Genomic DNA, 21,099 nt, shown 5'->3' on the forward strand with positions numbered 1-21,099 from the left:
GCTGCGTCACCACTCCGCCAACTCGCCTTAAGTGGGTGACGGTTCGATAGAGCAAAGGTCGTTGGGTTGCAAGGCCTCGTACGCAGTTTCGGCCGATTTGCCGTGTTGCCGATTTCGTGTTTCTGTGGCAAGACAGTGCGAACAGAAACTAGACCGAAAAGTTCAGTCTCATGACAGCATTCGCGCAACGTCGTTTGGTGATGGTGGACACGCAAATCCGCCCTTCTGATGTAACCAAATATCCGATTATCGATGCCATGCTTTCAGTGCCACGCGAAGAGTTTGTTCCGGACGAACAGCGCGAAGCTGCGTATGTCGATGGTCCGGTTGCCCTTTCGGATGGGCGTGAGATTTGTGAACCTCGAAGTCTCGCAAAGATGCTGGATGCGCTCGAAATCGGAGGCGACGACGTTGTCTTGGATATCGGTTGTGGGCTTGGCTATTCGTCGGCCGTGATTGCGCGGTTTGCCGCGGCGGTCGTGGCCGTGGAAACCGACGAAGGAATGGCCGAAGACGCCCAGAAACTCTTGTCAGAGCATGGGGCGGACAACGCTGCGGTCATCGCTGGCCGGCTGAGCGCTGGTGCGGCGAAACATGGGCCTTATGATGCGATCGTAGTCGCTGGCGGTGTTGAAGATGTACCCGGCGAGATCCTCGACCAACTCCGCGAAGGTGGCAGGATTGCCGCAATTTTCATGGAAGGTGCCTTGGGGCAGTGTAAAGTTGGCGTGAAAACCCCACATGGTGTTTCGTGGCGAATGGTGTTCAACGCAACAGCGCCGGTCTTGCCGGGGTTTGCCAAGGAACTGGCCTTTAGCCTCTGATTTGAATTCGGAATATGCCGCAAAGGGATTTGAAGATGAAACCAATCCGAGGAACCATGATGCGGCGATTGACGATGTCGGCGGCCATTCTTTTGGCCGGCACAACGGGCGCCTTATCGGAAACTCTGACGGATGCGCTGATCAAGGCCTATAACAACAGCCAGTTGTTGGAGCAAAACCGTGCCCTGCTTCGCGCAGCGGACGAAGGCGTTGCCCAAAGTGTTGCGGCTTTGCGTCCGGTTTTGGCATTTGTGGCGGATGCTTCAATCCAGAATGTGAGCCCGTCGCCAACCTTTGGGAACAGTACCAATACCAGCGCGTCGATCAGCCTTCAGGCATCGATGGATCTTTATGATGGTGGCAACAACCGGCTGGCGATTGAAGGTGCCAAAGAAAGCGTTTTGTCGACTCGCGCGCAGTTGCTGGGTCTGGAACAGAACGTTCTTTTGTCTGCCGTCGTGTCCTATAATACGTTGCGCAGCGCCACCGAAAACTTGCGGCTGGCGCAAAGCAACGTGCGCCTCAGCGCTGAACAGCTGCGGGCGGCACGCGACCGTTTTGAAGTGGGCGAGGTGACCCGGACGGATGTTTCGCAGGCGGAATCGGCGCTGGCACGCGCACAAAGTCAGGAAGTCTCTGCCCGAGGGTCTGTTTTGCAGGCGCAGGAAGCCTATCGGGCCGAGATCGGCGGATTGCCCTCAAACCTGATGGGAGTTCCACGTGTTCCGCAGTTGCCCAACTCTTTGGATGCAGCGCGGAAGCTGGCACAACGCAACCATCCGACAATCACAGCAGCCCAGCATGATGTGGCAGCGGCAGAGATCTTGGTGAGCCGGGCGAAGACAACACTGGGGCCAAGTGTAACTGGTACCGCAGGATTGTCAGCCGGTGATACCGGCCGCTCATCCGCCAGTCTGAGCTTGCAATTGCAGCAAACCTTGTACGCCGGTGGTGCGTTGAAGTCTGCGCTGCGTCAGGCGTCTGCGAACCGGGATGCGGCACGCTCGTCTTTGCTTCGCTCGACACAGATCGTTGAACAAGGTGTCGGCGATGCGTGGACCGGATTGGCGGTGGCGCGCGCGCAAATTGAAGCAACAGACAAGCAAATCCGCGCGGCACAGCTGGCCTTTGACGGTACGCGGGAAGAAGCACGCCTGGGTGCAAGAACGACGCTGGACGTTTTGGATGCCCAACAAGACCTGCTTGATGCACAGACCGCCCGTGTTGATGCCGAAGCTGCTTTGTTCAACTCCTACTATGTTGTCCTGCAATCGGTTGGCTTGCTGACGGTGGATCATTTGGGTCTTGGCATTCCGACATACGATCCGGCAGCCTACTATAATGCGGTCAAAACTGCGCCAGTTCGCAGTGTCCAGGGTGAGAAGCTGGACCGCATTATGAAGAGCCTCGGTAAAAACTGACAATTCCAAAGATTGTGTGACTGCCCCTCTCGCGCTACACTAAGTGCTTGAGGTGGCAGTGAGGATTGGTATGTCGGACGTGGCAACGAACTCCGAAATCGAGGATGTATTGGCTTCGATCCGCAAACTTGTGTCTGCGGACGAAGGCGACAAACTTGGTGGCGTTCAACAAGAAAAAGCGCAAGAGCCAGCAGCGGCCGAAGAAGAGGATGCCGCCGACAAATTGGTTTTGACACCGTCGCTGCGTGTCTCTGAGCAAGATGCCGCGCTTGAGGCAAGGGAAGTACCGGACACGCCCGCGCCAAGTTCCGAGGATCGGTGGGAAGAGATTTCGCTGGAGGATCGCATTGCTGAACTGGAGGCAGCCGTTTCGCGCGCTCATGACGAATGGGAGCCCGACGGCAGCGAGATGGAAAAACCCGCCACCAGCTTCGAAGAGCTTGTAGGTGCTGGCGACGCGGTAAAAGGCGAAGTTGAAGCCTTTGCAACAGATGCGGTTGCCGAGGTGGTACAGGAAGAGCTTCAGGAGACGGAACAGCCGCCGGAAAACGCAGCACCTGAAAAGGTGTCGCCAACCGCTTTTCCTTGGCAGACCACTCAGCAACCCGAAGAACTAGACGACGAACCGGCAGAAAAAGTCGCTGTCGACGCCGAGCAGTCGACAACACCCTTCGAATTGCCACCGGAAGCTGAAATTGACGTTTCTGACGACCCGGTGGAAGAACTGGTCGCCCCGGCGGATGCCCAATCAACACAAGAGGCCCCTGAAACCGAAACTTTTTCAGAACCCGAGGCCGTTACCGAGGCAGAAGCTGCCGAAGAACTTGCACAGGAACTGGAACAAAGCCCCGAGCCTGAAGAGGCCACTGTTGCGTCAGCCATGTTTCACCATGCGCAGCCTCCGCAACTGGACGAAAAACCGGAAGAGGTCGAACCGGACGACACATGGTCTGCGGTCGACGAAAGTGATTCCGTTCTGCTGGATGAAGATTCCTTGCGTGAAATGGTTGTTGCAATTGTCCGCGAGGAGCTGCAAGGCGGCCTAGGTGAGCGAATAACGCGCAACGTCCGAAAACTGGTCCGGCGTGAAATCAACCGCGCGTTGGCCAGCCGCGACTTCGACTAAGACACCCAAAAAACGTGAATACTCCCAGCCATATTCTTATTGGGCTGGCGCTGTTTGGCCGCCCCAATCAGCCGCGACGCAATGCGTTGGTGGCGGCGGGTGCGCTGCTGCCGGACTTATCACTGTATGCGCTCAGCGGCTGGGCCTTGTTAATCCGCAAGGAAAGCCCCGAAAAAGTTTTTAACGAACGCTATTTCTCGGACGAATGGCAACAGATCTTTGCTGTGGATAACAGTTTTGTCCTTTGGAGCCTGCTTCTGTTCGCTGCACTCTTTTGGCGGGCGCCGGTATTGATCGCCTTTGCCGGGGCAGGGATCGTGCATTTGTTGACAGATTTCCCTCTACATAACGACGATGCGCGACGACATTTCTGGCCGCTGAGCAACTGGGTGTTTTACAGCCCCGTCAGCTATTGGGACAACGCGCATCATGCCGGTGTCGTTCGCTATGTTGAAAGCGCGATCTGTGCTGCGTGCGGGGTTGCCCTTTGGCTGCGACATCACGAAGTCGCCCCCAGGGTTGCGATTTCCGTTGCCATGCTTCTTACGGTAACGCCCACACTTTTCTGGAGCTGGGTCTTTTCCTGAGGGCACAAAAAAGCCGCGCCCGAAAGGGCACGGCCTTTTGCACAAACAGTCTCTGGCTTAGGCCGCTTCGGCTTGTTCCATCGACTGGCGGCGTTCGCTTTCTTCGCGCGACAGCGCGACCGAGGTGCGAACACCCTTGGACACAAATTCCATCAGACCACCGACCACACGTTCGTTCGGGTCGATTCCGGCGCACGACAGAACCTCGCGGCCATCCTTTGATCGCGCCCAACGCGCAATCTGTTCCGGGCCATTGCCGTACTTTTTGTCGTCGGCAATAGCGTCATCCAAAGCGGCCAACACAACAGCCGCAAACAGTTTACGTGACCGGTTGCCTTGTTCATTGTTGTAGGCAGTGCCGTCAACGAAATCGATCATCTCGTCGTCCTTTTATTCTTGCTCTTGCATTTCTGGCGTGAGGGGCAATATGGCGTTTTTGCGACGATTCGGTATTTCCAGTTTGGAATACCTGTTATGCACACGGTGCATGTCTGTCGCAATACCTTTACAGGATATAGTCAGCTTGCCACCCCGAAGCCGAAAATATATAGGTCTCGGTGAACAAGTATCAACCTTTTGGCTAGGTCTCGACGATGGCAAAGATCAACGGCAACGAAATTCGCCCCGGCAACGTGCTGGAGCACAACGATGGCCTGTGGGCCGCTGTAAAGGTCGACCACGTAAAGCCCGGAAAAGGGGGCGCTTTTGCGCAGGTCGAGCTGCGCAACTTGCGCAACGGCTCGAAACTGAACGAACGGTTCCGCAGCGCCGACAAAGTGGAGCGCGTGCGTCTGGAACAGAAAGATCAGCAGTTCCTGTACGAATCTGACGGCATGCTGGTCTTTATGGACAACGAAACTTTCGACCAGATCGAACTGCCGTCCGAGATTCTGGGCGACCGTCGTCCGTTCCTGCAGGATGGTATGACCATCGTGATCGAATTCTACGAATCCGAGGCGCTGAACGCCACGTTGCCGCAAAAGGTCACCTGCAAGGTGATCGAGACCGAGCCGGTAGTCAAAGGCCAAACCGCCGCCAACAGCTTCAAACCGGCTGTTCTGGACAATGGCGTCAAGGTGATGGTGCCGCCCTTTGTGGGGCAGGACGAGGACATCATCGTGAATACCGAAACGTTTGAGTATAGCGAACGCGCCTAACGGGGCTTCGCGCGCACTGCCCCTTGGCTGAAACAAGCCGGGGCGCAGATTGGGCAGGTCGGCTTCGGCAAAACCCGGAGAGACCAAGATGATTACCGATCTTAAAAAGGGCGAGGTGGCAGAGATCCTGCCGCTGAATGCCATAGTGCAAGGTTTGCACGCCAAGATGGTTCCGGGGCAGTTTTACGCTGCGCCCGAACCGGCCCGGCTGAAATCCTTTTATGACGACTGGGTGAATGATCCTGACAAGTTCATCCTTGTTGCGCGCGAGGACGGGCAGGCCGTGGGATATGCCGCCTTCTCGGTAACGCGGCGCGAAGGAAACCCTTTTGTCCGGCCTCAGCGGAATGGCGAAGTGGACCAGATCGCGGTTCGTACCGACAGGCAGGGGCGCGGCATTGGCACCGCACTGATAAAGGCAGGCAAAGCGCGGCTTGTTGCGGTGGGCTGTCACACGATCTCGGCCAGCTATCACGTGTTCAACACAGCCTCTGCCCGTTTGATGGAAAAGAACGGGTTGAACGTACGTGTCATGCGTGTCGGGGCAGCGCTCTAGCCGCGATACGCCCCGCTGCCATGCTCCATTTCCATCTGGCGGTAGAATGCCGCCAGATCACGGCCGGGAGCCTTTGCATAGGCCCCGGTCGACTGCATGTCGGAAATGCGGTCGACACGGAACATCCTGAAGTCATGACGCAGGTCGCACCACGCGATAAGCGTCCAAACCTTACCCCAGAACCATAGGCCCAGCGGGCGAATATGGCGGGTCGTCTTGCGACCCTCGCCATCGGCATAGGCGACGTTCATGCCGATGCTGCCAATGATTGCCGCGTCAAGCAGATCGATCTGGCGTCGCAAGTCCTCGGTGATTTCCGGGCCGGCGATTGCGTGAATCTGAACGGATTGCGCCCGTTCACGTGCTGCTTCGGGCAAAACCGCATCGATCTTCGAGAGCGCATGTTCGGCGGCGCGGGCCATGTCCAACCCGCCCCAGGCACGGATCAAACGCGCGCCAGCCACCAGTGCCGCGATCTCTCCTTCGGTGAACATCAGCGGGGGCAAGTCGTAACCGGCGCGCATCAGGTACCCAACGCCGGCCTCGCCTTCGATGGGTACACCCGATCCGATCAGATCGGCAATGTCGCGATAGATCGTGCGTTCGGATACCTCTAGACGTTCGGCCAGATCGCGCGCTGTTAGCAACCGACCGCCCCGAAGATACTGGACGATCTGGAAAAGGCGGTCGGCGCGACGCATCAGGCCGAAGGCGGTTGAAACAGGCCGATGGAATTGCCATCGGGGTCCTGCGCATATAGGAACCGCCCACCAGGGAAGGGGATTGGGTCGCTCAACTTGGTACCGCCGGCAGCAACCAGACGCTCGACACTGGCTTCGATACTGTCGGGAACAAGGTAATGTGGAGTTGGTCCTTGGCCCTCTGCTGCGGGTTTTCCGGGATAGATATGACCTGCTGCGCCCATGGGGTCAGAGGTTTTAATGATGCCGAACGGGTTCGGTCCATCCGTCTGCAGTTCGATATCCCAGTCGAAAACAGCTTTGTAAAAGGCAATGGCCGCGTCCAGATCTGTGGCCGGAATCTCGGACCAGACAAGTGCGCTGGGTGGTGTGAAAGGCATGCTGTGTCATCCTTGGATGGTTGTGAATGATCACACCATGACAGACCCCTCCTGACAACTATCTGTCAGGAGGACGCATTAACCCGGAAGATTTTTGCCGTGCCCGCCTGCATCTCGCCAACGGCCCGATCAAAACGCAGATAGGCCAGGCCAAGGTCGCCTGCCACGCTGTGCAAAGTGCCCGCGGGTTTGCCATTGGCCGTAATCTCGGAACCCGGCTCGGCCGTACCTTCGATCCTGACCTGGGCCAAACCCTTACGCAGTTCGGTCTTGTGTTTCATGCGGGCGGTGACTTCCTGACCGACATAACAGCCCTTGCGGAAATCAACACCGTTTAGCCGCTCGAATCCTTGTTCAAGGATATAGCTTTCGTTGGGTGTCAGCTCGACCCCGGTTTCAGGCACCACAGCGGCGATCCGGCGTGCGGTCCATTCGGTGATTTGATTGCCGCCTTCAGCGCCATAAAGCCGCCATCCAAGCGATGTATCACGCGGATCGGCAAGCGCCCCCTCTGGCGGTGTCCCGTCACCCTGCAGCACCTTCAGGCCGCTATCGCCGATCGTTACGTCGGCGCGCAGTTTGTACATGTTCAGCCGTTGTGCCAGCCCCGCTGCAAGGGGCATCGCCACGTCCAGCAGCACCGCATCGCCCCGTTTGGTTACAAAGAAGTCGGCCAAGTACTTACCCTGCGGTGTCAGCAAGGCGGTATAAACCAAACGCCCGTCCAGATCCGAGACATCGTTGGTAACAAGGTTCTGCAGAAACTCGACGACGTCGGTCCCGGTCAGCGACAAGACTGTGCGTGCATTGTCTTCCATGGTCAGCCCTCATGCACCGTTTTTGCCGGCGAATTGCAGTTGATACAGCCCCGAATACAACCCGCCCGAGGCCAGCAATGCGTCGTGGCTACCTTCTTCGGCGACAGTTCCCTTGTCCATCACCACGATCTTGTCTGCATTGCGTACAGTTGCAAGACGGTGGGCAATCACAAGTGTTGTGCGGTTGGCTGAAAGCTGTTCCAGCGCTTCCTGAACGATGCGTTCCGAGCGTGTATCGAGTGCAGACGTTGCCTCGTCCAGCAGCAGGATCGGGGCATCCCGCAACAATGCACGTGCAATGGCGACGCGCTGTTTCTGCCCTCCTGACAGGGCTGAACCACGCGGCCCACAGGGGCTGTCCAGACCATTCGGAAGTTTGGGCAGGAACTCGTCCACATGCGCCGCCTTGAGCACCGACTGCAAAGTGGCATCAGGCACCGAGCGTCCAAGAAGGATGTTATCCCGCAACGTTTCGTCAAACAGTACCGCGTCTTGCGAAACCACCGAAAACAGCGCGCGCAGCGCGTCCGGGTCTTGTTCGGATACGGCTATGCCTCCAACGCGGACGTCACCGCTTTGTGGCTCGACCAAGCGGGTGATCAGGTTGAAAACGGTGCTTTTGCCAGCGCCGGACGGGCCAACCAGCGCGGTGACCTCCCCCGCTTTGGCGGTCAGGTTCAGGCCGTTCAGAACCGGGGTGTCATCATAGGCCATGTGTACATCCCGCAACTCCACATCCGCCTGATTGCCGGAAACCGGCAACGCGCGTGGCTCGGCCGGCGGCAGGATGGAAGGTTGCGTTTGAAACACAGCGTGAAGGCGCATGAGGCTGGCCAACGCCGCTTGCCAAGCTCCGGAAATCTGCCCCAACCGCCTCAAAGGGTCAAAGACCAGCGCGATGGCAAAAAGGAAGCTGATGAACTGGCCCGGTGTTTTGTCGCCCGACAAAACTTCCGACCCACCAAGAACAATAACGCCCGTAACGCCGATACCGGCCACGACGTCGATTAAGGCGGGGATCGCGGCCTGACCGGTCTGCGCCGCGATATGAGCCTTGAAATATGCATCGAGCTTAGAGACGAAACGCCCCGATTCCCGGGTCTCCATTCGGTCGAGCTTGATAGTCGTAATACCGTGGAAAATCTCGTCCAGGCGCGTTGTGATGCCTTCGGCGGCATTTCTGGCACCCAATGTCATGCGTCGTACCAGCCGCTGCAAGACCGCCACAGGCAAGACCAGAAGGGGCACCGCCGCCACGGCAATCAATGTCCAGGTCAGGTCGATTGAAATCGCAACGCTGAACAGGGCGACCAGCGCCACGATGTCTCGTCCACCAGCGGCAAGAATGGTGCCCCAAATCGTTGAGACAACCGTTGTGTCACCGCGTACCCGTTCAATCAGCCCGCCGGGCGGATTGCGTTGGAACCATTGTTTGTCCAGCGTCAGCATGTGGTCCAAAAGGTCTTTTTGCAGGTGATTGGCCACCCTTTGTCCGACGCGTGCCATCAGAACGCGGTGTCCAAATCCGGCAATGGCCCGCAGCACGAAGATGCCGGCAATTACCGTTGCCACGCGCGACAAAGCCCCGGGTTCGCGCGCGACGAGGGCGTTGTCGACCATCGGTTCGATCATCCGGCTGAACACACCCAGTGCCACGCCTTCCGCCGACATCAGAGCCAGTGCCACGGCAATCATGGGCCAATAGCGGCGTAGATACCCGCGCCAGATCCACCTTAGGATGCCGCGGTGCTCAGCCACTGCGCGCTGCCCGTTTTTGTGCAAATTCGTGGCTCAGGGCAGTTTGATCATACGTTGACTGCAGCCACGTCCGCAGGGTTTGCGGTGCATTTTTCTGATCGACTTCAAGTTTCTCCAGCATGAAATCCAGAACACCCGTGCTGTCGTTCTTGAGGTGCAGGTATTTGAACGAAAGTTGCGCCCGCGCCTCGGCTACTGATTTTCCCTCAGCATGGATCAAATACATCGCCGAAGCTAGACCGGCACGGTCTGCACCCGATTTGCAATGCATGAGAAAAGGCTTTTCCAGCCGATCAAACAGGTCCAGAAGTTTCAGGTATTCATCGGCCGGGCACAGGTTGCGCGCGCTAAGCGAAACGTTGTGCAGCCCAATGTCCAGCTGCGCGCAGGTTTCACGCTCAAATAGCAGATGGCTTTTGGGCGCTTCGCCTCGCAAATAGATGATGTTGCGGATACCCATACGTGCATAGCGCTTAATGCGTTTTGGACTGGGTTGGTTCGACCGCCAAACGCCCGGTGCAATTTCGTCCAGGTTGGTCCACAGCACTCGTAAAAAGGCGTGATCCATCAACTGGAAATGCCACCATGCGTTGCGGCGTCCGGATGGCGTGGAAATGTCGCGTCCCCAGTTTTGGCGCAGGTGGGTTTCAAACCCCTTCAGACGGGACCAAAGGTTGCGCAGCATGCTCAGATTTTCCACGTTCAAACAGGGGCCGGGTCTAGCGGGAAAATTGCGGTGTGGCAAGCGATTGACCTGTCCTTATGTGAGGCATAAGTGGGATAGGTCACCAATTCTCACGAGGATCCCATGTCTTTGCGCAACGGTCGTTCCTACCTCGCCATTCCTGGCCCTTCCGTCACGCCAGACCGGGTGCTGCGGGCCATGCACCAACCCGCGCCGAACATCTATTCAGGTTCACTTGTGGACCTTACGGCCAGCTTAATCCCCGATCTAAAGACCGTTGCGCGCACAAACGGCCACGTTGCGATCTACATCGCCAATGGTCACGGCGCATGGGAGGCCGCATTGGCCAACGTCGCCGCGCCTGGCGAGAAGGTACTGGTTCTGGCCACAGGCCGGTTTGGACATGGCTGGGCCGAGATGGCCGAACGCATGGGGATTCACGCAGAGATCTTGGAATTTGGTCTGGATACACCGGTGGATCCTGCCAAGGTTGAAACCCGGCTGAAGCAGCCCGACGCGGCCGGTTTCAAAGCCGTGATGGTGACTCATGTTGATACGTCGACCTCGATCCTGAACGACGTTGCTGCCGTTCGGGCTGCGCTGGATGCGGCAGGGTACGAGGGGCTTTTGATGGCCGATTGCATCGCATCGCTGGGATGTGACCGGTTCGAAATGGATGCCTGGGGTGTCGATGTGATGGTGGCGGCCTGTCAAAAAGGCCTGATGACCCCGCCCGGTGTCTCTTTTGTCTTTTTCAACGAAAAGGCCGCCGAAGTGCGCCGCGCGATGCCTTTGGTCTCGATCTATTGGGACTGGACGAACCGGGGCAACCCGGAAGAATTCTATCAATACTTCGCGGGAACCGCGCCGACGCATCATTTGTTTGGCCTGCGCGAGGCGCTCAACATGATCGTGCATGAAGAAGGGCTCGACGCTGTATTCAACAGACACACGCGTATTGCCGAGGCGGTCTGGACCGCGATGGAGGTTTGGGGCGATGGCGGCCCGATGACACTGAACGTTGAAGACCGCAAAGACCGCTCGCACGCCGTGACAGCTGCGCGTTTGACCGGCCCGAATGGCACCGCACTGCGCGATTGGACCGAACAGAATATGGGCGTGACCCTGGGCATCGGGTTAGGCATGGCGCATTCGGGCGATCCCGCATGGCACCGGCATTTCCGTATTGTCCATATGGGTCACGTGAATGGTCAGATGATCTTCGGTGTGCTGGGTTCGATCGAAGCAGGATTAACGGCGCTGGACATTCCGCATGGTGAAGGCGCGCTGGGCGCGGCGGCAAAAGTGCTGGCGGCAAGCTAATCGCGGTGGGGCAGGCGTCCCACCAACCAGTGCAGTGCCACGCCAACCAGCAGCGCAACACTGAACCCCCAAACACCCCAAATGACAATCAACCACGCCAACAGGTTGACGAACCCCATAATCAGGGCCGGAACTGTATAGTTTGGCGCGGGGCCGCGTGGCGGCATGTGCATCGGGGCCTCCTTTGCTGTGTCTCAAAGGGTAGGGTGGAGGTTAAGCCACGGCCAATCACGCCTTCGTGTGAGCGGTTTTCAGCGCCTGAGGCAGGGCCGCTTCAAACAGGGCCATTTCCCGTTCAGGACCGGCAGAGACGCGAATACATCGGTCGCCCGGGGCCACAAAGGGCATACGTACGAAGATATCGAGATCTGCCAGCGCTGCCAGCACCGCGCGGGCAAACTCTCCATCCTTGCCGCAATCCATAGTGACAAAATTCGTGGCCGAGCGGATTGCAGTCATCTGGTTGGCGCGTGCGATGCCAGCCAAGCGGTCGCGCCCGGCGGCCACCTTTGCCTTCGTTTCAGCCAACCACGCGGTCGCACCCAGTGCCGCAAGTGCGCCCGCCTGGCTGGCGCGTGAAACGCCGAAATGGTTGCGAACCTTTGCGAACTCGGCAATCACAGGTGCTGCGCCAAGTGCGTAACCGATCCGGGCGCCCGCCATGCCATAAGCTTTGGAGAAGGTACGCATGCGGATCACCCGCGGGTCATCCGGGTTGACGGCGGGGGCAGTCCCTTGAGGTGCAAATTCAAGATAAGCTTCGTCCAGAATGAGCAGCGTGCCGTCAGGCACGGCTTCGATCATTGCCTGAACTTTGGCGGCGTCATGCCATGTGCCCATCGGATTGTCGGGATTGGCCAGATACACCAGTTTTGCCTCAACTTCGGCAGCTTTGGCGATCAGGGCATCGCAATCTTCGTGATCGCCACGAAATGGCACGGTGTGAATCACACCGCCATATCCGGCCACGTGGTAGTTCAATGTGGGATAGCCGCCCAGCGAAGTGACCACTGCATCCCCCGGCGCCACGCATAGTCGCACCAGGGAGCCCAACAGACCGTCAATGCCACTGCCCATGACGATGTTTTCCATACCAACCGCGTGAATATTCGCCAATTCCGCACGCAGGTCCCACGATTCCGGGTCGCCGTATTGCCACAACTCGGCGGCAGCCTTCGCCATTGCCTCGACCGCCACTGGTGGCGGTCCAAACAAGCTTTCGTTTGCACCCAGCCGTGCCGCAAAGGGCCGGCCGCGCGCGCGTTCCAGCGCCTCGGGTCCAACAAAGGGAACGGTGGCGGGCAAAGAGTTGACGAGCGGGGTAAAACGCGGTCCAGTCATGGCGGTAAAACAACCACATGTTCCCACGGGACGACAAGCAATTTCAGGACCGACATGCACGCCAACCTTACCACCCCGAACGGCCGCACTATCGCCTACCACAGGACCGAAGGGGCAGGGCCCGGCATCGTGTTCCTGGGGGGGTTCAAATCCGACATGGCAGGGACAAAGGCGGTGTATTTGGAGGAGTGGGCGCGTGCGCAAGGCCGCGCCTTTCTGCGGTTCGACTATTCCGGACATGGCGAAAGCAGTGAAGCTTTCGAGGATGGCTGCATCGGCGATTGGGCGCAGGATGCGATGGATGCGATCGGGGCGCTGACCGAGGGCCCGCAATTGTTGATCGGCTCGTCCATGGGAGGATGGATTTCCTTGTTGGTGGCGCGCGCAATGCCGGAACGCGTGGCGGGTCTGATCGGAATCGCGGCGGCGCCGGATTTCACCGAGGACGGCTATTGGTCCGAATTCACAGAAGACCAACGGGCCACTTTGCTGCGCGATGGAAGGATCGAGCTTCCATCGGAGTATTCCGACGAGCCTTATGTCATCACCAAGCGTCTGATCGAGGATGGCCGCAATCAATTGGTTCTGCGCAGCCCCTTGTCGGTTCCCGGCCCCGTACGGCTTCTGCAAGGCACAGAAGACGAGGCCGTCAGCCGGGATACCGCCCTGCGACTGCTGGACCATCTGGGCGGAGGTGACGTTAGGTTGACCCTTGTCAAAGGGGAAGATCACCGGTTCTCCTCGCCCCAGTGCCTCGATTTGATCACCAAGACAGCCGAGGCCCTGCTTGCCTGAGGGAGGAAAGGCATGGTGTGGAAGATCCTTGCGGCTTTGGTCGCGCTTTTGGTTGTGGGCGGGTACCTGACCCGCGAAAAGGTGGACCTGACAGCGCGGTTCGATCCCAATGCCATTGGTGACGACGTGGACATTTACCTGGCGGACGTCGAAGGAAACGTCCCAAACCTGCGTGAGGGCGTCGCGAAACGCGTGGTCTGGGCGACAGAAGCACGGCAAAAAACACCGCTTTCGATCATCTACCTGCACGGTTTCTCGGCTACGTCCGAAGAGATTCGGCCGGTTCCGGATCAAGTGGCCGCAACCCTTGGTGCGAACCTTTACTACGCTCGGCTTGCTGGCCATGGCCGCGATGGCGCGGCGATGGCAGAACCCACCGTCGCGGATTGGGTGCATGATCTGGACGAAGCGCTGGCCATCGGTCGCACCATTGGAGAGGAGCTGTTGATCCTGTCCACTTCCACTGGCGGGACACTGGCCATGCTTGCCGCGACCGATCCAGCGCGCGCAGAGAACGTAAAGGGTATGGTCCTGATTTCGCCGAATTATGGGATTAACAACCCCATGGCCCCCATACTTTCCGCCCCATTCGCGCGCTACTTTGTGCCGTTGATCGAAGGGCACGAACGCAGCTTCGAAACGAAGAACGACGCGCATGCGGCATTCTGGACGGCGCGCTATCCAGTGGTTTCCGCTTTGCCGCTGCAGGCGCTTTTGGTGGCTGTGCGTCGTCTTGATTTCAGCACAGCCTCTGTTCCCGCCTTGTTCATCTTTTCGGACAACGACACCGTGGTGCGTGCGGACCTGACCCGTCAGGTTGCAGGGTCATGGGGTGATGATGCGCAGATCGTGAATGTCGAGCCGGGCACGGAAGATGATCAAAACGCCCATGTATTAGCCGGAGACATCATGAGCCCGGGCCTTAATGCAACGGTCCGCGCAGCGATTGAGAAATGGGTCGCAGATTTGTAGCTCTCACGCCCGAAGCTTGGTAAATTTTCCTTAAAGGCAGTGAACCACAAATGAGGCCGGGCAATGACCCGACACGACCCCAAGCCGCCGCAGGGAATCGGCGCGGTGACAGGCGAACCCGTCATTCTCATTCCGGGACTGGGATGCGATGCGCGCGTGTTTTCCACACTGATCATGGCTTTGAACGATCAGCACCCGGTGCAATTGGCGCCCGTGTGTCGCGGAGACAGCATTCGCGACATGGCCGCCCGAATTCTGGCCAGCGCGCCAGCGCATTTCGCGTTGGCCGGTGACGGGCTGGGTGGAATGGTCGCGATGGAGGTCTTGCGGCAACAGCCAGATCGCGTAACACGGCTTGCCCTGATATCGGCCGGGCCGTTGTCCCCGACGCCGCAAGAGGCTGCAGATCGCGAGATGCGGATATTTGACGCGCAGGCTGGTCGGCTTTGGCGCGCGATCAAAAACGAATACCCGGCCGAGATCCTTTATACTGGTGAGGCACAGGCGAACCTGCTGGAAAATCTGCAGAAAATGGCCAAGCGGCTGGGGCCGGAAGTGTTTTGCGAGCAATCCAGGGCCATGCAACGCCGCCCGGATCAGCAGCGCGCGCTGCGCAATTACCGTGGGCCCGCGATGGTCATTTGCGGTCAGGATGACATGCGGCTACCACTGCAGCGGCACGAGTTCACGGCAACGCTGTTACCCAGCGCAAGGCTGTGTGTGGTTCCGAATGCCGGGCACCTGCCATTGCTGGAAAACCCGCGTGCGGTGACGGATGCGTTACAGGAATGGTTGGCGATGCCGCTCAGGTTGACGTGATCAGACCTGCGCCAAGCGGGTGACATTCGCGTCTTCGCCAGCGTTGCTGTCGATGAACTCCAAAACCAGGGGACGGATGTTGTTCCGCCAGCTTTTGCCCGCGAAGATGCCATAGTGGCCAGCGCCGTCTTCCAAGTGGTTGGCTTTCTTGCTGTCGGGCAATCCGGTTAACAGGTCCAACGCGGCAACGCATTGCCCCGGGGCCGAGATATCATCCTTGGAGCCTTCCACCGTTTTCACGGCAACCGATGTAATTTTTCCGATGTCCACAGTTTTTCCTGCGACTTCGAACCGGTTCTGTGCGATCTCAAGGTTTTTGAAAATCCGCTCTACCGTCGACAGATAGAACTCGGCGGTCATGTCCATGACAGCAAGGTATTCATCGTAAAAGCGATTGTGTTTGTCATGATCGGCTGCTTCGCCCTTCGCGGCGCGCAGGATCTGCTCGTAGAACGCCTGACCGTGACGGTCCGCATTCATTGACATGAACGAGGCCAACTGCAACAGGCCGGGGTAAACCATGCGGCCAACGCCTGCATATTTGAAGCCTACACGCTGAATGGCCAGCTGTTCAAGCTGACCCATGGTGATGCGGCGGCCAAAATCGGTGACATCGGTTGCGGCGGCATCGGGATCAATGGGGCCACCGATCAATGTCAGGGTGCGCGGCTGCGCCTCGGGGTCCTCTTCGGCCAGGTAGGCCGTGGCGGCCAATGCAAGCGGGGCAGGCTGGCAAATGGCGATGACGTTCACGTCCGAACCCAAGGCCTTCATGAAGTCGACGAGGTACAGCGTGTAGTCCTCGATATCAAACTTGCCAGCAGAAACAGGGATATCGCGCGCGTTGTGCCAGTCGGTGACATAAACGTCGGCGTCCGGCAGCAAGCTGGCGACGGTCGACCGCAACAGCGTGGCATAGTGGCCCGACATCGGTGCCACCAGCATGACTTTGCGCTTCATTGGGCCGCGGCCTTGCACAGAAAAATGGATCAGATCGCCAAATGGCCGCTCAACCACGGGCACAACGTTGACGACATGATCGCGGCCATCTTCGCCTACAACGGTGTAGATGTTCCAGTCGGGTTTGGCGACCATGCGGGCAAAGCTGCGTTCGGTCACTTCACCCCAGGCTGACAGGACCTGAAAGAACGGATTGGCAATGATGCCTGCAAAAGGGTACGATCCCAGAGCATGCGCAGACGCGCCCAACCATTGGTTGGTGTTTCGGATGCTCTCCATGAGGTCATATGTCGCCATATTCTTCATGCGGTAGTCCTTTCCTGCTGCGTCGGCGTGCCACGGTTGAAGCGTAGCTTAATACTAGTTATGCTGCGAGTGCGAAATATAGGGGGAAAATGGCCCGATGACAACCGACCAGAAGGACGCATCTGCCAACCTCGAAAAGCTGAACGAGAACCTCGCGCGGGTTGAAGAACTGAGCGAACGTTTGGTAACAGCCTTGTCTTCCAAGCGACAAGTGCGGCCCAGTCTGAACGGTCCGGGCCAAGACCTCTATATGAAAACCACGGCGGCATACCTTAACGACGTGATGCATCAGCCGTCGAAAATCTTTGAACAGCAGGTGGCGTTTTGGGGCAAAACGGTGAAACACTTCATCGAAGCGCAAGAGGCGCTTGCGACCGGCAAGCTGGTGCCGCCCAAGGATGAAACACCCAAGGACCCGCGGTTCACAAGCGAGCTGTGGCAGACGCACCCGTATTTCAATTATCTCAAGCAACAATACCTGACCACGTCCGAGGCCATCCGCGAGGCGGTCGAAGAACTGGATGGACTGGACGAGAAAGACCGGCGCCGCATCCGGCATTTTACACAGCAGGTTGTCGACCTGATGGCGCCAACGAATTTCCTTGGAACAAACCCTGAGGCGCTGGCAAAAGCAGTGGAAACCGAAGGTGAGTCTCTGGTTCTTGGGTTGGAAAACCTGGTGCGTGACGTCGAAGCGAATGACGGCGAGGTTCTGGTAACGCTGGCCGACAAGAACGCTTTCAAGGTGGGTGAGAACCTGGCAACCACACCGGGCAAGGTCGTATTCCGCAACCGCATGATGGAGCTTATCCAGTACGCCCCTGCGACTGAAAAGGTACATGCGACGCCGTTGATCATCTTCCCGCCATGGATCAACAAGTTCTACATCATGGATCTGAAGGCCAAGAACTCGTTGATCAAGTGGATCGTCGATCAGGGCTTTACATTGTTTGTTGTCAGCTGGGTAAACCCGGACAAAACCTATGCCGATGTCGGGATGGATACCTATGTTCAAGAGGGTTACCTGACTGCGATCGACGTGGCCAAGAAGATCACCGGGGAAAAGTCGGTGAATGTAGTGGGCTACTGCATTGCGGGCACCACGCTGTCGATGGTTCTGGGCCTGTTGAAAAAGCGCAAAGATAGATCGGTAAAGTCCGCGACGTTCTTTACGACGCTTACCGATTTTTCCGACCAGGGTGAGTTCAGCCCCTTCTTGGATGACGACTTTGTGGACGGAATCCAGCAGGAAGTTGAAGCGAACGGTATCCTCGAATCCTTCTACATGTCGCGCACGTTCTCGTACCTGCGCGCCAATGATCTGATTTATCGCCCGGCAATCCGCAGTTACATGATGGGTGAGGCACCGCCTGCATTTGACCTGTTGTATTGGAACGGTGACGGCACCAACCTGCCTGGCCGAATGACGGTCGAGTATCTGCGCGGGCTGTGTCAGGGCGACAAGCTGGCAAATGAGGGATTTCTGCTGTGCGGCGAAACCCTGACGCTAAAGGACGTGACTGTACCGCTGTGCGCAATTGCCTGCGAAACCGATCACATCGCTGCTTGGAATGACAGTTACCGCGGCATTCAGAAAATGGCGAGCAAGGACAAGACGTTTATCATGTCCGAAAGCGGCCATATTGCGGGTATCATAAATCCGCCATCAAAGAAGAAGTATGGTCATTATACCAACGAATCCCTTGATGGTACGGCGCAAGAGTGGCTGGACAGCGCTGAGTTTACCGAAGGGTCTTGGTGGCCGCGTTGGGGTGAATGGCTGGCTGGCCGCGCAGGCAAAAAGGTTGATGCACGCGTGCCCGGTTCAGACGAATTCCCCGCGTTGGAAGATGCACCCGGACGCAACGTCCAGAGAAGCGACTAGAAAGTTTTTTCTGCACCGCAGCAAAAAAATGTTGAAATGCTGCGGCGCAGCATGTATATCTCTTTTCAGGAAATACGAACGGGCCCCCGCCCATCCTTTTAGGAGATACGAAAATGGCTACCGCACAAGACTTCAACAAAATGGTTCAGGACATGGTTGCAAACTTCCCGGTTGACACCACTGCCTACCAAGACGCCTTCAAAACCAGCGCCGTGCTGGGCGAGAAAATGTCGAAAGTAGCTCTGGAAGCTGCTGAAAAGTCGAACGACATCTCGTCGGCTTGGGCCAAAGACACTTTGGGCAAACTGGGTTCGGTAACCACTGCCAAGGCAGAGCCGACCGAATACACCAAAGCCCTGACCGACTTCGCTTCGGCTTCGGCTGAACTGGCTGCTGAAAACCTGGCTGCCTTCGCTGAAGTTGCCAAGAAAGTTCAGATGGAAACCGTTGAGCTGGTTCTGGCTGCTGGTAAAGACCTGACCGAAGAAGCAACCGCCGCGGTCAAGAAAGCAACCGACGAAGCAACTGCTGCCGCTAAGAAAGCTACTGCAGCTGCTAAGTAATTTACTTCATCAACTCCCTCCCTGTTGATGTGGTCGCAAGAGCGGGCTTCCCTCAGCCCGCTCTTTTCTTTTTGTCCAACTGGTCCTAAGCTTCTCTGCACCGCAACATCGGTGGGTAAAATCTGGGGAGAAGCTCTGTGAACGAGGAAGTAAAACCGCTGTTGATCAAGCGATATGCCAGCCGGCGGTTGTACAATACCGAAACAAGTGACTACGTGACGCTCGAAGACATCGCCGGATTCATCCGTGATGGTCGCGAAGTCAAGATCGTCGACCTGAAAAGCGGTGACGATCTGACCCGCCAATACCTGCTTCAAATTGTGGCCGAGCATGAAAGTCGCGGCGAAAATGTTCTGCCTCTGGGTGTTTTGAACGATCTGGTGCGCAGCTATTCCACGCAGGCGCAAAGCGTGGTGCCGCAGTTTCTGGCCATGAGCTTTGAAATGCTGCGCGACGGTCAGTCAAAGATGATGGAAAACCTTGGCTCGATCCCTAACCCGATGGCGGGCATGCCCGGATTCGACGCGATGCAAAAGCAGCAAGAAGCGTTTATGAAAGCAATGACCGGCGGCATGATGGGCGGTTTCGGCACGACGCAGCCCGAAGAAGAGCAGGGCGAAGGTGGCGATGACCTGAATGACATAAAGGCCCAGTTGGCCGAGCTTCAGGCAAAACTCAGCAAACTGGGTGGCTAAGCCCTAGGTGATGGCCTTGAACACCTCGTTCAGGGCCTTTTCCAACTTGTCGAACATTTCGTCCATCTGGCTTTCTGTCATGATGAACGGCGGGCACAGCACGATCGACTGACCCAGCGGCCGGCAGATCAGCCCGTGATCGGTGCACGTGTTCGCAATGCGCTCGCTGACCGACAGCTTGGCGTCGAACGGAGTTTTTGTGGCCTTGTCCTGCACCGCTTCCAGCGCGCCCATAAAGCCTTTGCCGCGCCATTCGCCTATGTTCGGGTGCTCGGCCAGCCGCGCCAGACCTTCCTCGAACCGGGGGGTCAGCGCCTTGACGTTGTCGGCCAGCCCCTCGTTCATCACCACGTCGATGGCCTTCAGCGCGATGGCGCAGCCCACGGGGTGGCCCGAGGCGGTGAAGCCATGCGGGAATTCCTCCACCTCGTCGGTGACCTGCTGCAACGTGTCGGCCAGTTCGGGGCCCAGGATCACCGCACCCATCGGGAAAAACCCGGCGGTCAGGTTCTTGGATGAGATGATGGCGTCGGGCATGAAGTCATAGGTCTCGCAGCCCCAGGTGTTGCCGGTGCGGCCAAACCCGGTGATCACCTCGTCGGCGATGAACGGGATGCGGTGGTTTTTCAGCACCTTGGCGATGGCCTGAAAATAGCCTTTGCTGGGCGGGATCACCCCGCCAGCGCCCATCACCGGCTCGGCCACAAAGGCCGCGATGGTCTGGGCGCCTTCGCGGCGGATGGTCTGGTCCAGCTCGTCGGCCATGCGTTGGGTGAACTCTTCCTCGGTCTCACCGCGCAGCGCCTCGCGCCAGTAGTGCGGGCAACGCACATGCACAAATTCGGGCAGGGGCAGGCCAAAGAGCTCGTTATAGGGTTTGCCGGTCATGGATGCCGCGGCCACCGTCACCCCGTGATAGGCGTTTTCGCGCGTGATGATCTTGCGTTTGGTTGGCATGCCGCGTTGCTTGTTCATGAACCACAGCATCTTGACCATGGTATCATTCGCCTCGGACCCCGAATTGGTGAAAAACACCTTGCCCGTCTCAAACGGCGATACCTCGATCAGCTTCTCGCTCAGCATCACCGTCTGGTCCGACATTCGGCCGAAAAACGCGTGATAGCCGGGAAAGCGCGCATATTGCGCCTGCGCGGCCTCGATCAGGCCGGGGTGGTCGAAGCCCGCAACCATGTTCCACAGGCCCGAATTGGCATCCAGATAGCGCTTGCCTTCGACATCCACCACGTAAGGCCCCTCGCCATGGGTCAGAACAACCGCGCCGCGTTCGCGGATCGACGGCAGGTCGGTAAAGCCATAGAACATGCTGTTGGTTGCACGGGCGTCCCAGCTTTGCGGGGTGGTGTCGGCCATCGGGCTCTCCTTGGGTCTGCTGTTGGCTGCACGCTAGCGCCCCCGTTGCGGCGGAT

Annotated in this window: 23 protein-coding genes; 13 read left to right on the plus strand and 10 right to left on the minus strand. The window is 58.0% G+C overall.

Annotation, left to right across the window (positions count from 1 at the left end; translation table 11 throughout):
* Nucleotides 1–170 precede the first annotated feature (170 nt).
* The 4 genes from ACMU_RS17035 (at nt 171) to ACMU_RS17050 (ending at nt 3,958) form a co-directional block, all read left to right on the plus strand.
* Nucleotides 171–824: a protein-L-isoaspartate O-methyltransferase family protein gene (locus ACMU_RS17035; protein ID WP_035262095.1), complete on the plus strand. Its 654-nt coding sequence runs from the start codon at nt 171–173 to the stop codon at nt 822–824.
* A gap of 59 nt (nt 825–883) precedes the next feature.
* Nucleotides 884–2,245, plus strand: a complete 1,362-nt coding sequence (locus ACMU_RS17040) for a TolC family outer membrane protein (protein WP_035262306.1) — start codon at nt 884–886, stop codon at nt 2,243–2,245.
* 70 nt (nt 2,246–2,315) lie between these two features.
* A complete protein-coding gene (locus ACMU_RS19560) occupies nt 2,316–3,371 on the plus strand; it encodes a hypothetical protein (RefSeq protein ID WP_035262098.1) in 1,056 nt (351 codons plus the stop codon).
* 89 nt (nt 3,372–3,460) lie between these two features.
* Nucleotides 3,461–3,958, plus strand: a complete 498-nt coding sequence (locus tag ACMU_RS17050; protein ID WP_236626293.1) for a cobalamin biosynthesis protein CobQ — start codon at nt 3,461–3,463, stop codon at nt 3,956–3,958.
* 57 nt (nt 3,959–4,015) lie between these two features.
* Here the strand turns inward: ACMU_RS17050 and ACMU_RS17055 are convergent, their stop codons facing one another.
* Nucleotides 4,016–4,336 (minus strand): DUF6280 family protein, encoded by a 321-nt coding sequence (locus tag ACMU_RS17055; RefSeq protein WP_035262104.1) that lies wholly within the window; start codon nt 4,334–4,336, stop codon nt 4,016–4,018.
* 215 nt (nt 4,337–4,551) lie between these two features.
* Here ACMU_RS17055 and efp point away from each other — a divergent pair, with 215 nt between their 5' ends.
* Nucleotides 4,552–5,115 carry an elongation factor P gene (gene efp / locus ACMU_RS17060; RefSeq protein ID WP_035262107.1) on the plus strand — a complete coding sequence of 188 codons (564 nt, stop codon included), beginning with the start codon at nt 4,552–4,554 and terminating at the stop codon, nt 5,113–5,115.
* A gap of 88 nt (nt 5,116–5,203) precedes the next feature.
* Nucleotides 5,204–5,671: a GNAT family N-acetyltransferase gene (locus ACMU_RS18935; RefSeq protein ID WP_051588422.1), complete on the plus strand. Its 468-nt coding sequence runs from the start codon at nt 5,204–5,206 to the stop codon at nt 5,669–5,671.
* Here the strand turns inward: ACMU_RS18935 and ACMU_RS17070 are convergent.
* The 5 genes from ACMU_RS17070 to ACMU_RS17090 all read right to left on the minus strand — a co-directional run bounded on the left by ACMU_RS17070 (nt 5,668) and on the right by ACMU_RS17090 (nt 10,028).
* The gene (locus tag ACMU_RS17070) at nt 5,668–6,372 is read right to left on the minus strand and encodes a helix-turn-helix transcriptional regulator (RefSeq protein WP_035262110.1); all 705 of its coding nucleotides are present in this window, start codon (nt 6,370–6,372) and stop codon (nt 5,668–5,670) included. The two genes, ACMU_RS18935 and ACMU_RS17070, sit on opposite strands and share 4 nt — an antisense overlap.
* The gene (locus ACMU_RS17075; protein ID WP_035262112.1) at nt 6,372–6,752 is read right to left on the minus strand and encodes a VOC family protein; all 381 of its coding nucleotides are present in this window, start codon (nt 6,750–6,752) and stop codon (nt 6,372–6,374) included. Before ACMU_RS17075 ends, ACMU_RS17070 begins: the two co-directional genes overlap by 1 nt.
* Before the next feature lie 65 nt (nt 6,753–6,817).
* A complete protein-coding gene (gene ygfZ / locus ACMU_RS17080; protein WP_035262114.1) occupies nt 6,818–7,570 on the minus strand; it encodes a CAF17-like 4Fe-4S cluster assembly/insertion protein YgfZ in 753 nt (250 codons plus the stop codon).
* Nucleotides 7,571–7,579: 9 nt separating this feature from the next.
* Complete coding sequence (locus ACMU_RS17085; RefSeq protein WP_035262116.1) at nt 7,580–9,328, minus strand: ABC transporter ATP-binding protein; 1,749 nt, start codon at nt 9,326–9,328, stop codon at nt 7,580–7,582.
* Entirely contained in the window at nt 9,321–10,028 is a 708-nt protein-coding gene (locus ACMU_RS17090; protein WP_161635702.1) for a phosphatase domain-containing protein, read from the minus strand. The genes ACMU_RS17085 and ACMU_RS17090 overlap by 8 nt, the downstream gene beginning before the upstream one ends.
* Nucleotides 10,029–10,136: 108 nt before the next feature.
* Here ACMU_RS17090 and ACMU_RS17095 point away from each other — a divergent pair, with 108 nt between their 5' ends.
* The gene (locus ACMU_RS17095; protein ID WP_035262119.1) at nt 10,137–11,336 is read left to right on the plus strand and encodes a pyridoxal-phosphate-dependent aminotransferase family protein; all 1,200 of its coding nucleotides are present in this window, start codon (nt 10,137–10,139) and stop codon (nt 11,334–11,336) included.
* Here the strand turns inward: ACMU_RS17095 and ACMU_RS19610 are convergent.
* On the minus strand, nt 11,333–11,509 hold the full coding sequence (locus tag ACMU_RS19610; protein WP_169737941.1) for a hypothetical protein: 177 nt from the start codon (nt 11,507–11,509) through the stop codon (nt 11,333–11,335). The two genes, ACMU_RS17095 and ACMU_RS19610, sit on opposite strands and share 4 nt — an antisense overlap.
* Before the next feature lie 55 nt (nt 11,510–11,564).
* A complete protein-coding gene (locus tag ACMU_RS17100; protein ID WP_035262121.1) occupies nt 11,565–12,677 on the minus strand; it encodes a pyridoxal phosphate-dependent aminotransferase in 1,113 nt (370 codons plus the stop codon).
* Between the two features lie 54 nt (nt 12,678–12,731).
* Here ACMU_RS17100 and ACMU_RS17105 point away from each other — a divergent pair, with 54 nt between their 5' ends.
* From ACMU_RS17105 to ACMU_RS17115, 3 genes are all read left to right on the plus strand, one after another.
* The gene (locus tag ACMU_RS17105; protein WP_035262124.1) at nt 12,732–13,472 is read left to right on the plus strand and encodes an alpha/beta hydrolase; all 741 of its coding nucleotides are present in this window, start codon (nt 12,732–12,734) and stop codon (nt 13,470–13,472) included.
* 12 nt (nt 13,473–13,484) lie between these two features.
* Nucleotides 13,485–14,444 carry an alpha/beta hydrolase gene (locus ACMU_RS17110; protein ID WP_035262125.1) on the plus strand — a complete coding sequence of 320 codons (960 nt, stop codon included), beginning with the start codon at nt 13,485–13,487 and terminating at the stop codon, nt 14,442–14,444.
* A 63-nt stretch (nt 14,445–14,507) separates the two neighbouring features.
* Nucleotides 14,508–15,263 (plus strand): alpha/beta fold hydrolase, encoded by a 756-nt coding sequence (locus ACMU_RS17115; protein WP_051588423.1) that lies wholly within the window; start codon nt 14,508–14,510, stop codon nt 15,261–15,263.
* On the opposite strand, the gene phaZ is transcribed toward ACMU_RS17115, so the two are convergent.
* Nucleotides 15,264–16,529, minus strand: a complete 1,266-nt coding sequence (gene phaZ, locus ACMU_RS17120; protein ID WP_035262128.1) for a polyhydroxyalkanoate depolymerase — start codon at nt 16,527–16,529, stop codon at nt 15,264–15,266.
* 97 nt (nt 16,530–16,626) lie between these two features.
* On the opposite strand from phaZ, the gene phaC reads away from it, so the two are divergent.
* The 3 genes from phaC to phaR all read left to right on the plus strand — a co-directional run bounded on the left by phaC (nt 16,627) and on the right by phaR (nt 19,672).
* Nucleotides 16,627–18,414 carry a class I poly(R)-hydroxyalkanoic acid synthase gene (gene phaC / locus ACMU_RS17125; protein ID WP_035262130.1) on the plus strand — a complete coding sequence of 596 codons (1,788 nt, stop codon included), beginning with the start codon at nt 16,627–16,629 and terminating at the stop codon, nt 18,412–18,414.
* Nucleotides 18,415–18,527: 113 nt separating this feature from the next.
* Nucleotides 18,528–18,977, plus strand: a complete 450-nt coding sequence (locus ACMU_RS17130) for a hypothetical protein (RefSeq protein WP_035262132.1) — start codon at nt 18,528–18,530, stop codon at nt 18,975–18,977.
* A gap of 137 nt (nt 18,978–19,114) precedes the next feature.
* Complete coding sequence (gene phaR / locus ACMU_RS17135) at nt 19,115–19,672, plus strand: polyhydroxyalkanoate synthesis repressor PhaR (RefSeq protein WP_035262134.1); 558 nt, start codon at nt 19,115–19,117, stop codon at nt 19,670–19,672.
* A gap of 3 nt (nt 19,673–19,675) precedes the next feature.
* On the opposite strand, the gene ACMU_RS17140 is transcribed toward phaR, so the two are convergent.
* Nucleotides 19,676–21,043, minus strand: coding sequence for an aminotransferase (locus tag ACMU_RS17140; RefSeq protein ID WP_035262137.1), 1,368 nt, complete (start codon nt 21,041–21,043; stop codon nt 19,676–19,678).
* Nucleotides 21,044–21,099: the final 56 nt, after the last annotated feature.

It is taken from the genome of Actibacterium mucosum KCTC 23349 (genome assembly GCF_000647975.1).
Classification (GTDB): Bacteria; Pseudomonadota; Alphaproteobacteria; order Rhodobacterales; family Rhodobacteraceae; genus Actibacterium; species Actibacterium mucosum.

Bases quoted from the DNA above. Each gene is read 5' to 3' on its own strand.
- ACMU_RS17035 (WP_035262095.1), top strand. From the start codon at position 171: ATGACAGCATTCGCGCAACGTCGTTTGGTGATGGTGGACACGCAAATC.
- ACMU_RS17040 (WP_035262306.1), top strand. From the start codon at position 884: ATGCGGCGATTGACGATGTCGGCGGCCATTCTTTTGGCCGGCACAACG.
- ACMU_RS19560 (WP_035262098.1), top strand. From the start codon at position 2,316: ATGTCGGACGTGGCAACGAACTCCGAAATCGAGGATGTATTGGCTTCG.
- ACMU_RS17055 (WP_035262104.1), bottom strand. From the start codon at position 4,336: ATGATCGATTTCGTTGACGGCACTGCCTACAACAATGAACAAGGCAAC.
- efp (WP_035262107.1), top strand. From the start codon at position 4,552: ATGGCAAAGATCAACGGCAACGAAATTCGCCCCGGCAACGTGCTGGAG.
- ACMU_RS18935 (WP_051588422.1), top strand. From the start codon at position 5,204: ATGATTACCGATCTTAAAAAGGGCGAGGTGGCAGAGATCCTGCCGCTG.
- ACMU_RS17070 (WP_035262110.1), bottom strand. From the start codon at position 6,372: ATGCGTCGCGCCGACCGCCTTTTCCAGATCGTCCAGTATCTTCGGGGC.
- ACMU_RS17075 (WP_035262112.1), bottom strand. From the start codon at position 6,752: ATGCCTTTCACACCACCCAGCGCACTTGTCTGGTCCGAGATTCCGGCC.
- ygfZ (WP_035262114.1), bottom strand. From the start codon at position 7,570: ATGGAAGACAATGCACGCACAGTCTTGTCGCTGACCGGGACCGACGTC.
- ACMU_RS17095 (WP_035262119.1), top strand. From the start codon at position 10,137: ATGTCTTTGCGCAACGGTCGTTCCTACCTCGCCATTCCTGGCCCTTCC.
- ACMU_RS19610 (WP_169737941.1), bottom strand. From the start codon at position 11,509: ATGCACATGCCGCCACGCGGCCCCGCGCCAAACTATACAGTTCCGGCC.
- ACMU_RS17100 (WP_035262121.1), bottom strand. From the start codon at position 12,677: ATGACTGGACCGCGTTTTACCCCGCTCGTCAACTCTTTGCCCGCCACC.
- ACMU_RS17105 (WP_035262124.1), top strand. From the start codon at position 12,732: ATGCACGCCAACCTTACCACCCCGAACGGCCGCACTATCGCCTACCAC.
- ACMU_RS17110 (WP_035262125.1), top strand. From the start codon at position 13,485: ATGGTGTGGAAGATCCTTGCGGCTTTGGTCGCGCTTTTGGTTGTGGGC.
- ACMU_RS17115 (WP_051588423.1), top strand. From the start codon at position 14,508: ATGACCCGACACGACCCCAAGCCGCCGCAGGGAATCGGCGCGGTGACA.
- phaZ (WP_035262128.1), bottom strand. From the start codon at position 16,529: ATGAAGAATATGGCGACATATGACCTCATGGAGAGCATCCGAAACACC.
- phaC (WP_035262130.1), top strand. From the start codon at position 16,627: ATGACAACCGACCAGAAGGACGCATCTGCCAACCTCGAAAAGCTGAAC.
- ACMU_RS17130 (WP_035262132.1), top strand. From the start codon at position 18,528: ATGGCTACCGCACAAGACTTCAACAAAATGGTTCAGGACATGGTTGCA.
- ACMU_RS17140 (WP_035262137.1), bottom strand. From the start codon at position 21,043: ATGGCCGACACCACCCCGCAAAGCTGGGACGCCCGTGCAACCAACAGC.